9 protein-coding genes are annotated in these 12,359 nt (G+C 59.7%); all 9 read right to left on the bottom strand.

From position 1 onward, the window contains the following. Nucleotide 1: 1 nt before the first annotated feature. The 9 genes from ACIOZM_RS05720 to ACIOZM_RS05680 all read right to left on the bottom strand — a co-directional run bounded on the left by ACIOZM_RS05720 (nt 2) and on the right by ACIOZM_RS05680 (nt 12,343). Nucleotides 2–415 carry a DUF4398 domain-containing protein gene (locus ACIOZM_RS05720; RefSeq protein WP_401210539.1) on the bottom strand — a complete coding sequence of 138 codons (414 nt, stop codon included), beginning with the start codon at nt 413–415 and terminating at the stop codon, nt 2–4. 205 nt (nt 416–620) lie between these two features. After that, nucleotides 621–1,721, bottom strand: coding sequence for a fimbrial protein (locus ACIOZM_RS05715; protein ID WP_401210537.1), 1,101 nt, complete (start codon nt 1,719–1,721; stop codon nt 621–623). Beyond that, a complete protein-coding gene (locus ACIOZM_RS05710) occupies nt 1,721–4,315 on the bottom strand; it encodes a fimbria/pilus outer membrane usher protein (RefSeq protein WP_401210534.1) in 2,595 nt (864 codons plus the stop codon). Before ACIOZM_RS05710 ends, ACIOZM_RS05715 begins: the two co-directional genes overlap by 1 nt. A 34-nt stretch (nt 4,316–4,349) precedes the next feature. After that, on the bottom strand, nt 4,350–5,090 hold the full coding sequence (locus ACIOZM_RS05705; RefSeq protein ID WP_401210531.1) for a molecular chaperone: 741 nt from the start codon (nt 5,088–5,090) through the stop codon (nt 4,350–4,352). A 71-nt stretch (nt 5,091–5,161) separates the two neighbouring features. Continuing rightward, a complete protein-coding gene (locus ACIOZM_RS05700) occupies nt 5,162–5,707 on the bottom strand; it encodes a fimbrial protein (protein WP_401210529.1) in 546 nt (181 codons plus the stop codon). A gap of 190 nt (nt 5,708–5,897) precedes the next feature. Continuing rightward, nucleotides 5,898–9,527 (bottom strand): transporter substrate-binding domain-containing protein, encoded by a 3,630-nt coding sequence (locus ACIOZM_RS05695; protein WP_401210526.1) that lies wholly within the window; start codon nt 9,525–9,527, stop codon nt 5,898–5,900. Beyond that, nucleotides 9,528–10,154 (bottom strand): response regulator, encoded by a 627-nt coding sequence (locus ACIOZM_RS05690; protein WP_401210524.1) that lies wholly within the window; start codon nt 10,152–10,154, stop codon nt 9,528–9,530. 162 nt (nt 10,155–10,316) lie between these two features. Then, nucleotides 10,317–11,504 carry an EAL domain-containing protein gene (locus ACIOZM_RS05685; protein WP_401210521.1) on the bottom strand — a complete coding sequence of 396 codons (1,188 nt, stop codon included), beginning with the start codon at nt 11,502–11,504 and terminating at the stop codon, nt 10,317–10,319. A gap of 122 nt (nt 11,505–11,626) precedes the next feature. Then, a complete protein-coding gene (locus ACIOZM_RS05680; protein WP_401210519.1) occupies nt 11,627–12,343 on the bottom strand; it encodes an MgtC/SapB family protein in 717 nt (238 codons plus the stop codon). Nucleotides 12,344–12,359: the final 16 nt, after the last annotated feature.

Genomic DNA, 12,359 nt, shown 5'->3' with positions numbered 1-12,359 from the left:
CTTATTGAGCGTTGGCTGGCGGATTGAAGCCAGTGGTCGGGTCTTGCAGCATTTCCTGCTTCAGAACCTGGATGCCACTGCGGGCGTCGGTCAGCTGTTTCTGCAATTTGACGGCTTGCGCCTTGCGTTCGGCGAGGTTGGCGTCCGACTCGATCTGTTCAGCCAGGACACGCGCCTGAACGTAATTACGTTCCCCCATGGCGCGTTCCATCAGAAACATCTTGTCCTGAGCGGCTTTCATTTCCAGCGGCGCGTATTGCGTCGCCTCGGCAGCGACGGCGCGGTTGACGGCGTCTCGGGACAGGCTGATCTGCTGATCGGGGGCCGGCGCACTGGCGCAGGCACTCAAGGCCCCGGCCATGACCAACAGACACGCCGATACGCGTACACGCGAAGACACACGTTTTATAGTCATCTACTACTCCTAACAATGAAGTCCGGGCCCGGTCGTTATTGATCTATAGGCACGGACGGGTTGCGCTCAAACAAGTCGTTAATTCAGTAGTCATCCATGATGAAAATCCCCGTGGCGGTATTGCGCCGCGAAGTGAAAACGCTGGAAAAGTGTCTGCTACCAAAGCGCGCAATTCGTTAGGACACGTCTCAATTTTCAGAAATATTCAGTAGTAATTGATGGTGAAGGTCGCCGTGGCGTTGGCGGGGCCGGCAGTGATGCTGTCCTCGGTCTGGATGTAGCGGGCCTTCAGCGGGATGGTGTAACTGGCGCCTTCCACGGCTCGCGGAGTGATGCCGCTGGCACGCAAGGTTGCCAATGGCAACGGTGTGCCATTGCTGTCGGCGACTTGCAGGCCGATGCCGGTCGCCGCCGGGGTTTCGCCGGGGGCGCTGGGGTTCAGGCTCATGATCCCGAGGTTGGGGGTGATCGCCGTGCGGGTTGGATCGAGGCGGACTTGCAGCACGTTGTTTTTGCGTGAGTCGAGGTTATTGCTGGTGCCATCACTCAACCAGCGCGGGCCGGTGGTCTGGTAATAACCGTTGAACGCCGGGCAATTGTTCAGAGCAATGGAGAAATCCTTCCATGCGGTGAAAGTGTTCTTGCCCGAAAACTCGTTGGTCATGTGAGTGCCCATCGGCACCGCGACGTCAGGGGTCTGGCAGGTGCGTGAGACGATGTTGATGCTGCCGGAGAAATTCACGCGACTAAGATCGATGATATTGCTCGTAACGAGTTTCAGATCCGCTGTCGGCAATTGCGCCCCTTGAATCGTCCCGGGTGACACCTCGCCGATCTTGATTAATGACATGTCGAAGGCGAGCGTCGGTTGAACTGTCACTACACAGACATTCGTACCCGACCCACAGTTGGTGCTATTGGTTGAGGCAGGCAGTGCGGTGCCGGAGTACCAGAGCGCAACGCCAATGCCAGGCACCCCGCTCTGATAGACATTCCCGCCATAGGGGGTCCCGACCCAAGAAGACAGCGGTAAAGGCTTGACTGGTAGCCCGCGGCGGTATTCAAGGTTATATAAACCGGCAGAACACGACACCCGTACAAAAGTCGCCGCCTGGAACGTCTGCCGATAAATTTCCGCACCCAACGGTACATCGCGCCCCACCGTCAGATTGCCGCCCAGCAGGGGCTGCGTTCTGACCATGGTTGATGTCCCGTCAATGAAGTTGCAGTCAGCCAGTGCCGCGCCCGCCATCAACGTCAGCCCGGCCACTGCCAGACCCGATTTGAACAATCCGGTGGTCTTCATCACTTGTACTCCTGTGCGCTGTTCACAGAAGCAACGCGATTATCTGTTTGAGCGACCGAGCACACTGCATCCACTTGCTGCAGTTGCTTGCCTGCGCTTTTCACTGACGGCAATGGCAATGCGCATTGCTGACCGGCCTGAGTGCCCCAACTGATCAACAGTCGGCGCGCGTTGTCCTTGACCCGGGCGTAGAGCTGACCGCCCTGCCCGACCACACCGACCGACACGCCACGGTCATCGACCACACTGGCGCCGAACGGCAGGCTGCTGCCATCGGCCAAGGTGACGTTGAGCAACAACGCCTGACCGTTTTGCGTACCGTATTTGAGCGCCACCACGGCGCCTGCACGCGGCGCGACTTGCTGGCTGGTTTCGCTCAATTCGACGTTCATGTCGGTGCCCAGCGGATCAATCGCCACTTCGTTCAGTTCATACGGGCGCAAGTACGGCACCACCGCGTTGCCACGCTTGTCGAGGCGCAGCCCGGGGAAGCCGACCACTTTCGCGCCCTCGGCCCCTTCAGCGGTGATCACCGCCATGGTTTCGCCGCGATACGGGGTCAACGTCACGCCATTCGGGTGCGCGACCACGCTGCCGCTGGCATTCAGCGAAAGGCTGTCGTAACCCTCGCCACGACTGACGGTGGCACCGACAATGGCTTTGGGGCCGATGTACTGGCCGTTGACCGAGGTGCTGTTGGCGCGAGTTGCGCCGTCATGGCCGGCCGTCACGCCATAGTTGTACTGACGGTCTTCACCGGCAGTGCCGCTGAGCGTCGCTTGCTCGCTGTAAGTACCCTCGGTGTCACGGATGACCCGCGCCGACAGTTGCGGACGATTGACCGTGGAGCCGAACTCCAGCGGCATGCTCACGGTGAACAGCAGGCTGGTGTCCATCTCGCCCATGCCCATGCGCGCACGGTTGGCGCTGACGCCATAACTGACCGAGCCGTGCTGCTTGTTGTAGCTGAACTGGTACTGCACATCGCGACCCGGCAGGTTCCAGTAGTTCTGGGTGAAACCGTTGAACGCCACCTGACCCCAGTCGCCCATGCTCTGGTTGGCGGTCAGCGACAAACGACTGCGCGGACGCCCGTAAAGGCTGGTGTCCAGACCATTGCGCTCGGCATCGAGCAACTGCACGGCGTTGCTGAAATCCAGGTAGTTTTCCGTGGAAAAACGAGTGGCCGCCACGGCAAAGTTACTGCCGGTGCTGAGAATGTTTTTGCTGTAGCTCAAACGCGCACTCTGGCCGCTGGCGGTGCCGCTCTTGAGGTCGGTCTGCGCGTGAGTGACGTCCACCGCCATCGCCCCGACCGGCGTGCTGAACGCCAGACCACCGAGCGCCGCACGATAGTCGTCGCTGAGTTGCGAGCCGCCGTAACCGGTGAAAATATTGCTTAAGCCACGCTGATAGGTGCCCTGAAAAAGCTTCGCCTGGCTGTCGATGTAATTGTTGCGGGTTTCACCGGCCGTCACGCTGAAACGCGAGGTGCCCGGACGCAGCAATTGCGCGGTCGAGGCAAACGGCACGATGAACGACTGTTCGCTGCCGTCAGCTTCGTAGACGGTCACGTCGAGGTCGCCGCCATAACCGGTCGAATACAGGTCATCGATCACGAAAGCGCCCGGCGCCACCGTGGTTTCATACAGCAGATTGCCGGCCTGACGCACGGCCACTCGCGCACTGGTGCGGGCGATGCCACGGATCACCGGCGCATAGCCGCGCTGGGAATCCGGCAGCATGCGATCGTCAGTGCCCAGTTGCACACCGCGATAGGCCATGGTGTCGAAAATCTCGCCACTGGTATTGGCTTCGCCCACGGTCAACTGGCTCTTGAGCGAGGTGACATCGCGCTGGGCGTAGGTGTTGAGCACCTGATAATCCTGACCGTTGAACTTGTCCCAACTGACCGAGCCGTTGTGGCGCAGACGCCAGTCGCCAATGTTCAAACCGGCATTCAGGCCCAGATAAGCCGAGTCGTAGTTACCGGTGTCGGTCTTGTTGTGATTGGCGTTGAAGTTGTAGCTCAGGGTCCCGGCGGTCACGCCGCGATCCCACAATTCAGGGCTGACATAACCACGCGCATCGCGGCGCAGGGCAACCTGCGGAATGCTGATGTCGAGTTGCTGATTGGACGGCGAAAACGTCGCGCTCGCGCCTTCGATCAACTGCGCGATATCCAGGCACGATGCTCCGCTTTCCACGCTCGCCATGGCTTCAGCGGACAACCGTCGAAAATCCACACCGACCAATTCCAGTACGCCACGGCTGAAACACACCGTCGGGTGGCTGCCATCGGCTTCGGCATTGATGCGGATGTCCTGGCGCGTCATCAGTTTGCCGTTGACCGCGATGTCGGCGCGGTACTCGCCCGGCAACACCGGGTTGCCCTGCTGATAGGCTGCGAGGTCGAGACTGCGCGAATCCTCGGGCAGAAAGGCGTCGTTGAACTGCACGTCTTCGGCCCATGCCTGGGTGGCGAACGCGCCTGAAACCCCGGCCAGCGTCTGGAGAACCAGAGCGGTCAGCGGATTCAGGGCAAAGCGAGGGCGAGCCTGCGGGCGCGTCCCCAGGCGTGGAAGAGTTTTCATAGGTTACTCGTGCGCTAAAACGTTCGCGGAAAGATCAGGGCTTGAGCGGTTGCTTGACCGGCACCAGAGCGCCGTAGTCGTTGATGGCGTTGAACTCGACCTGCGCCGCTGCACCGGGCATCGACTTGAGTGCAGGCAAGGCAAAGGTCTTGGTTTCACCCGGACCGACCATGCCGTTCTCACTGTCAAAACGCTGCGTGCCAACGGTCAGGGCCAGTTCGACCTGGGACATGTGAAACGCGCTCGGATTGAAGGCTTGCAGAGCGAAACCCTTGTCCGCCGGCACGACTTTCCATTGCACCTGCTGCATCGCCTCGTTGGGATTACCCGGCAGACCATCAGGACGGTAGAAAATCTTGATCCGCGAACGGAAAGCCATTTGCAGCACGTTCAGATCCGTCGGACCTTCAGCCTTCGGCGGAATTTCCAGGACGTTGAGCCAGAACACCGATTCCTTGTTGGCCGGCAACGCTGCGCCAGTGAACATCAGGCGCAGGCTCTGGCCTTTGCTCGGGTCGATACGCGACACCGGCGGCGACAGCACAAACGGCGATTTGGAGCTGGTCGGACTCGACTGCATATCACCGCTGTCGACCCACGATTGCACCAGCACTGGACGCGCGCCGTTGTTGTTCAATTTGACGGTGACTTCTTTCTGACTCGCCGGATACACCAGACGCGTCCCGGTGATCACCACACCGGCCTTGGCTTGCGAATACATCAGCATGGACAGCATCAACACTGCGCTGATTCGAAACAGACTTGCATAACGCATGACGCACCTCATTTGCCGCACGCTGACGCGCCCTGCCCCCCTGGGTCGGGGCGCGTCAGAGAGCTATCGGCTTACTGGTAGTCGACGTTGTAGGTCACGGAACTGACCACAGTGCCCGGCGTGGTAGCGCCAGTTGCGAAGTACTGCACGGCGTACGGCATGTTGGCCGCGCCAGTGCCGTCGATGGTGTTGCGAGTGGTGTTGGCGATCTGGTTGGTGTTACCCGCCTGAATCACTGCGCCGCCCTGCTGGTCAACCAGTTGCAGTTGCACGTTGTTCGCCGTGCCGGACATGTTGTTGAGGTTGCCGCTGACCGGGTCAACGGTCGAACCGGAGTTGAAGAACGCCGCAGCGGTGGTGGCGGTGCCAACGCAGTTGCTCAACTGGATGTTGAAACCGGTCTGGCCTTCAACCTGGCCAGCGGTGGTCAGCAGGCCGGTGGAGATGGTTGGCAGAGTCACGGTCGCGACCGCCGGCGAAATCACGCCGTCAACGGCGATGGTGCAGGTCTGGTTGACCAGCTCGCCATTGAAATTGATGGTGCCGTCAGCGGCGTTGGCGAATTGGGCGCCAGAGGCGGCAACCATTACAGCGATGGCGAGAGCTTTGCGATTCATGGGACAACTCCAAAAGTAAGATACAAACCCGTCGCGTAAGTCTGGATGGTTGTCCGGCGCGGAATGCGTCGTGAGTTACAAGCCATCTGCTTGGGCAACGAAGTAATCTTGATCCTTTGGAGGGGGCGTTCCCGTAGGCGCTTTCCTTGCGCCGTGTAGGACAATTCCTAGCGATTTTGCCGAGAGTTACTTAAGCAAGCAGCGGTTCGAGCTGTTCAGCCAGGCGTTCCATGGCTTGCTGCAAGGCATCGACGGACTCGATCAGGCGTGTCGAATCCAGCCCGTTGCAGGCTGACTCGAGATTTTCGCAAGCGCTGATCAACGCGCTGGCCCTGATGATCCGCGCCCCACCCTTCACCCGGTGTGCCAGATCTGCCAGGCCGGGCAAATCGTTCTTGGTGAACAGGCGCATCAGTCGCGCCATGTCTTCGTCATTGCTACTGGCCAGATCACCGAGCAGGCTTTTGATCGAAGCACGGTCGCCACGGGTCAATTGCTCAAGACTGGTCAGATCAATCTCATCGGACTCCGGTGTATTCAATGGCTTGTCAGTCTGCGTCGGGGCTTGCGGCACCACCTGCGCCAGACGTGCATTCAAGTCTTTGAGGCTGATTGGTTTGAACAGGCAATCGTCCATCCCGGCCACCCGACAGCGGGTGACTTCTTCCGGCTGAGCATTGGCGGTGAAGCCGAGAATCAGCCCCGGCGTCAGCCCGCGAGTGGTTTCTTCCTCTCGAATGGCGCGGGCCAGTTGGTAGCCGTTCATGATTGGCATGTTGCAGTCGGTGATGACCACATCAAACACTTCGTTGCGCCAGGCGCGCAAACCGTGGGCGCCGTCCTCGGCATCCTTGACGCGATGCCCGAGGTAGCTCAGTTGTTGCGAGAGCAACAGGCGATTGGCCGGATAGTCGTCGATCACCAGAATGTTCAGCACATGGCCGGGCATGCTCGGTTCGACGGTCTCTGCCGGTAATTCGGTCAGGGGTTGCAGGGTCGGCAAGGCCAGTTGCACTTCGATCTGTGTGCCTTGGCCGAGAGTGCTGCTCAGGCTCAGGCGCCCGCCCATCATTTCGCACAACGTGCGGCTGATCACCAGCCCGAGGCCGGAACCGCTGCGCGCTGATTGCGTATTGTTGCTGGCCTGAGTGAAGGGGCTGAACAGGCGTTGTTGATCTTCTTCGCTGATACCGTTGCCAGTGTCTTCGACTCGCAGGCATACGCTCAGGCGTTCGTCGTCCTGGCCCGGCTCGACCTTGATGCTGACGCGCACCCGCCCGGCTTCGGTGAACTTGATCGCATTGCTCAGCAGGTTCGACAGCACCTGTTTGAAACGCAGCGGATCAATCAGCACATCGCTGTTGGCCGCCGCGTCCAGTTCCAACACCAGACGCAGGTGCTTCTGCCGCGCCAGCCCTTCGAAAATCCGTACCACTGATTCCACCAGCTCGCGCAGATTGGCGCGTTCCGGTGCCAGTGAAAGACGCCCGGATTCGATACGGGCGATGTCGAGAATATCGCCGATCAAATCGAGCAAACCACGTGCAGCACCCGAGGCAACTTCGATGGCAAAGCGATCCATGATGCCCTGATCGGCCTTTTTCATCGCCAGCTCGAGCATGCCGATCACCGCGTTCATTGGCGTGCGGATTTCGTGGCTCATGGTCGCGAGGAATGTGGTCTTGGCGCGGTTGGCATCATCGGCGCCCTCCTTCGCTTCGCGCAATGCTTCGAGCAAGCGCTGGCGTTCGCTGACATCGATCCAGCCGCCGATCATGCCGCTGACTTCGCCGTTGCTGCCGCGATACGGCAACATCCAGTGGTAGATGGTCAAACGGTTGTCGCCCATGCTCAGGCTGCGATCCTGCACCCGTGGCAAGCCTTCGCTCATCACTTGCAGGTAATCATCGTGATAGGCCTGCGCCTCTTCGCCGTTGCTCAGAACGCCTTCGAGCACGGTCTTGCCGATCACTTCATCGCGTTCGACCTTGAACACCTGCAAGTAGCCTTCGTTGCACACCAGCAAGCGCCCTTCGCGGTCGCGCACGTAGATCGGATGCGGCGTGCCATCGATCAATACGCGCATGAATTCCAGCTGATCGTTGAGGGCGATTTCCGCCTGCCGGCGCTTGCGCATCAACATCCGCAGATAGGCAATCCAGCCCAGCGCCACCAACAGCAACACCGCCGCAGCGGCAAAGCCCTGAACAATCGCCGTGCGATTGCGCAACCAGTAACTGTCATCGACCACCACCTCGCTGCGCCAGCGATTGGTCACTTCATCAAGCTCTTCGGGTGGAATGCTCAGCAGGGCTTTTTCGAGGATCGAATACAGCTCAAGTTCGCCCCGCGCCGTGGCGAACGCGACCAGCGCCGACTGGGTGCCGACGGTGCTGGTGATACGCAAGCGGTCGCGGTACTGCCGGGAAATCATATAGCGCGCGGTGATCAGCGAGTTGACCGACGCGTCGGCCTGACCATTGGCAACCAGCGTCATGGCTTGCTGCGCGTTGTCGGCATCGATCAGCGTGATTCGCGGATAGTCATCGACCAGCAGTTCATGCACCGGGTTGCCACGGATCACCGCCAACCGCTTGCCGGCCATATCATCCAGAGTGCCCGGGCTGTCGGCGCCGATCCGGCTGACCAGTACAAACGGCGTGCTCAGATATGGCCGGGTGAAACGCAACGAGCCTTCTCGTTCGGCACTCGGGGTCAGGGTGATCAGCAGATCGGCGCGGCCGCTGCGCATCTGATCGACCATATCCGGCACCGACTCGGCACGCTGCACGTCGAACTTCAGGCCGGTGCGCAACGCGACTTTGGCCAGCACGTCGGCACTGATCCCGCGAAACTCGCCGTCCTGGCCGAAAAACGACAGTGGCAAAAAGCTCTCATCGATGGCCACCCGCAAACGCGGATGCCGGGCCATCCAGCGCTGCTCGCTGGCACTGAAATGCAACGCCTGCTGACCGGGCATGCTCGCACCACCGGCACTCCAGCGGCGCAGGATGGTCATGCGCTCGCCTTGCGGAATACTCGACAGCGCTGCATTGATGATATGCAGCAGCCGCTCGTTGCCACGCGGCATGGAAAACGCGAAATTCTGCGATTCCATTTGCGAGAAATCGGCCAGTTGCACGTTGTTCAGGTAGTTTTTGTTGATCAGATAATTGGCACTGATCGAATCCCCCAGGTAGACATCGGCGTTGCCGAACGCCACAGCACCGATCGCACTCAGGGTCGACGGATAGAGCTGCACATGGGCCTTGGGGTAAAACGCCTTGACCGTCTCTGGTGGCAGGTAGTGATAGAGCATCGCCACCTGCTTGCCGGCCAGGTCCGGGGACAAGTCCTGACTGTCACCGACACGGGTCACAAGGGTGGGAATGTCTTCGGCGTAGGCACTGGATAGCACCAGATCATGATCGGCCGCCTCGAAACCGTTGGAGGTGCCGAGCAGGTCCACTTCACCGCTTTTCAGCGCCTCAAGCACTGCCGAGCGCGAAGCGTAACGGCGGACTTCGATGCGGATGTTCAGCAACTCGCCGAGCAGTTGTGCGTAATCGGCGGTCAGCCCTTCGTAGTCGGTGCCGTTGCTGGTGATGGCGAACGGCGAGTAATCCGGCGCCGATGCACCGAGGCGCAATGTGGCTTTGCTGCGCAGCCAGCTCCAGTCCTGCTCGTCGAGCGAAACGCGGTAATCATCGACGTTCGAACGGCCGAGCACGTGCAGGGTTTCCGCAGGCGCGGCCAGTGCAAGATTGATGGGGCCAACCAGCGTCAGCGCCAGCAGCCAGGTGCGAATGGAAAGGCGCATTCAGATCAGATTGTTGCGCTTGGCGAAATCGGCGAGGTACACCACCGATTTCACGTTGAGCTTTTCAATCAGCCGGGTTTTGTAGGTGCTGATGGTTTTGTTGCTCAGCAGCATTGCGTCACCGATTTCCTTGTTGCTTAGGCCGTTGGACAGCTGTTGCAGAATGGTCAGCTCGCGGTCGGACAGGCTCTGGATCAGCTCCTGCTCGGTGGCATCGACATCCGAACGACGCACAGAGCTGGTCGCCAGATTGGGAAAGTAGGTGTAGCCATCCATGATCGCCTTGATCGCTTTGATCAATTCGTCGATATCGTTGGTCTTGGACAGGTATCCCGCCGCGCCGGCCTTCATGCATCGCATCGAATAAAACAGCGGCGATTGCGAGGTCAGCACGAGGATTTTGCTCTTCAGGCCCAGTGCACCGATGCGACTGATGACTTCCAGTCCGTCGAGTTTGGGCATGGCGATGTCGAGGATGATCAGGTCAGGGGCATATTCACGGGTCATCTGTACCGCATCGGCGCCGTTATCAGCCTCGCCAATGACCTCGAAACCTTCCTGTTTCAGGAGCATTACCACCGATGACCGAATGAACGGATGATCATCTACAACCAATGCTTTAAACATATGAACCCCTAAGAGGCACGCCGGAAACACCCCGAAATGCGAACGTCCATGACATGAAAACAACAGGAATGGCTGACGGTTCGGAGCGCGGTTCAAAAATACACCAGCATGCCCACAGTGTAGGAACTTTCTCAGCCTTTTCCGCCAGGTTTGTGTGAACGATCATGATTGGCCGTCGCAAGTGCTCAACCACTGCAACAAGTCGTGGCCGGACATCGGCCGTGCGAGGAAAAAACCCTGCCCCACTTCACAACCCAGCCCGACCAGAGCGTCCTGCATTGAACGGCTGTTGACGCCTTCAATCACCAATTGCATATCCAGTGAACGAGCCAGCGCCAGGGTGCTGGCGACCATGGCTTGCCAGCACGGCTGATGCTCATGCTGGACCAGTTCGCCATCGAATTTGAGTTGATTGAACGGCAACTGACAAAGCAGATTGAGCGAAGAGAAACCGCTGCCTAAATCGTCAATCGCCAGACCACAACCGAGCAACCTCAGGCGCAACAGGCTTTCCTGAGTACCGGGGGCCATTTCCAGCAGGCCATTCTCGGTCAGTTCGAATTGCAACACCGAACCGGCAAACTCATGTCGCTGCAAGGCGCGTTGAATATGCTCGACCAGATCGTTATTGGCCAGTTGCGAGGCATGCAGGTTGAACGACAAGCTCAGGTGCAAGCCTTGGCGACGGAGGATGCCCAACAGGCAAAGGCCCTGTTCGAGCAATTGCTTGAACATCGGATCGATCAGGTCATACGCCAGCACGGCGGCGAGAAAGTCTCTGGGCAGCAACACACCTTTAGCGGGATGTTCCCAGCGCACCAGCGCCTCGGCACCGGCGACAGCACCGTTGGCGAGAAAAAATTGGGGTTGGAACCACGCCCGAAATTCGCCCAGCGCCAGTCCACGCCGAACTTCGTCTTCGCTGGGCAGTTCGGCTGGCGGCTCAAGCACTTCGAAGCCGGGAACCGGCATTCGGTAGCGGTTCAGCGCTCGATGCAACAGACGTAACTGCACCGGCGGCTGCATGACGCCGAGCAATTGCAGGCCCGACAACGAATTCATTTGAGCCAATGTGCGGTGCAAAGCCGGACGCAATTCACTGCACAGAATCACCGCACGAACCATGCCGGTTTCCCGGGCATAACCGAGAAATTCCAGGCAATCGAGACCCTTGTCGACCAGGTCGCACACCACGATGTCGACCCCGCCGGACAAATGCATCTGCACCAGCGCCTGCTCGCCGTCACTGGCTTGCAGCACTTCGCGAACGCCCAGGCGATGCAGCATCTTGACCATCACGCTGCGCGCAAATCCATGATTTTCCAGTACCAGAACCCGTGGTGAGGTCATTTTCCATCCATCGCTGCGCAGACCCGAGGACCGGCATAGTGACAATGGGAAAGGCACAGGTTTGACAGATTAATCCTGTCGTCGTGTAGGAAAATTCCCAAGAACGACTTTTTCCGATGGTGCTATTCGGTAGTGCTCGGGCTCCAGAACGCCTGCACCACCAGCGCTGAGGTAGAGATTCGCGCCACCAGTGCGTCCAGCTCATCGCCATCGACCGAGGTGGTCGCGAGCGTCGCTTCGATCTCGATTTCATCGGCGCCGAAAGCGTGAACATCGACGTCGCTGGCCGGGTAGTTGCTGCGTTCCAGTTCGGCCTCGAGCAAGGCGAACACGGCTGTTTGCTGCGAGCGTCGGGCGATGACGTAGACGATGTTGGTGACCTCCGCCGAAACCACGTCCAGTGGCTGACGGTTGATGTTGTTGACGATAGGCCGCAGCAAGGTGTTCGCGGCAAGAATGAACAGCGTGCCGAGCACCGCTTCGGCCAGCAGATCGGCCCCGGCGCAGGCGCCGACGGCCGCTGAGGTCCACAGGGTCGCGGCGGTGTTGAGGCCGCGCACGTTGCCCTCTTCACGCATGATCACCCCGGCACCGAGAAAGCCGATGCCGGAGACCACGTAAGCGACGACTCGCACCGCGCCTTCGGCCCCGCCGAGCCGGTTGGCCATGTCGACAAAAATCGCAGCGCCGACGGCGACCAGCACGTTGGTGCGCAGACCGGCCGTGCGTTGCCGGTACTGGCGCTCGAAACCGATCAGCCCACCGAGAAGGAACGCCGCGCTGAGGCTGACCAGGGTGTCGAGCAGCGAGGTCAGGTTGAGGTTGTTGATGGCTTGCATGACAAAAATCCTTGAA

The sequence above is a fragment of the Pseudomonas sp. NPDC087346 genome (genome assembly GCF_044744235.1).
Taxonomy (GTDB): domain Bacteria; phylum Pseudomonadota; class Gammaproteobacteria; order Pseudomonadales; family Pseudomonadaceae; genus Aquipseudomonas.
The sequence above is the reverse complement of the archived record's forward strand: the minus strand, read 5'-3'. Positions and strand labels throughout refer to the sequence as shown.

Excerpts from the sequence above, each read along its gene's own strand:
- ACIOZM_RS05695 (WP_401210526.1), bottom strand. The coding sequence starts at position 9,527 with ATGCGCCTTTCCATTCGCACCTGGCTGCTGGCGCTGACGCTGGTTGGC.
- ACIOZM_RS05690 (WP_401210524.1), bottom strand. The coding sequence starts at position 10,154 with ATGTTTAAAGCATTGGTTGTAGATGATCATCCGTTCATTCGGTCATCG.
- ACIOZM_RS05680 (WP_401210519.1), bottom strand. The coding sequence starts at position 12,343 with ATGCAAGCCATCAACAACCTCAACCTGACCTCGCTGCTCGACACCCTG.
- ACIOZM_RS05710 (WP_401210534.1), bottom strand. The coding sequence starts at position 4,315 with ATGAAAACTCTTCCACGCCTGGGGACGCGCCCGCAGGCTCGCCCTCGC.
- ACIOZM_RS05705 (WP_401210531.1), bottom strand. The coding sequence starts at position 5,090 with ATGCGTTATGCAAGTCTGTTTCGAATCAGCGCAGTGTTGATGCTGTCC.
- ACIOZM_RS05715 (WP_401210537.1), bottom strand. The coding sequence starts at position 1,721 with ATGAAGACCACCGGATTGTTCAAATCGGGTCTGGCAGTGGCCGGGCTG.
- ACIOZM_RS05700 (WP_401210529.1), bottom strand. The coding sequence starts at position 5,707 with ATGAATCGCAAAGCTCTCGCCATCGCTGTAATGGTTGCCGCCTCTGGC.
- ACIOZM_RS05720 (WP_401210539.1), bottom strand. The coding sequence starts at position 415 with ATGACTATAAAACGTGTGTCTTCGCGTGTACGCGTATCGGCGTGTCTG.
- ACIOZM_RS05685 (WP_401210521.1), bottom strand. The coding sequence starts at position 11,504 with ATGACCTCACCACGGGTTCTGGTACTGGAAAATCATGGATTTGCGCGC.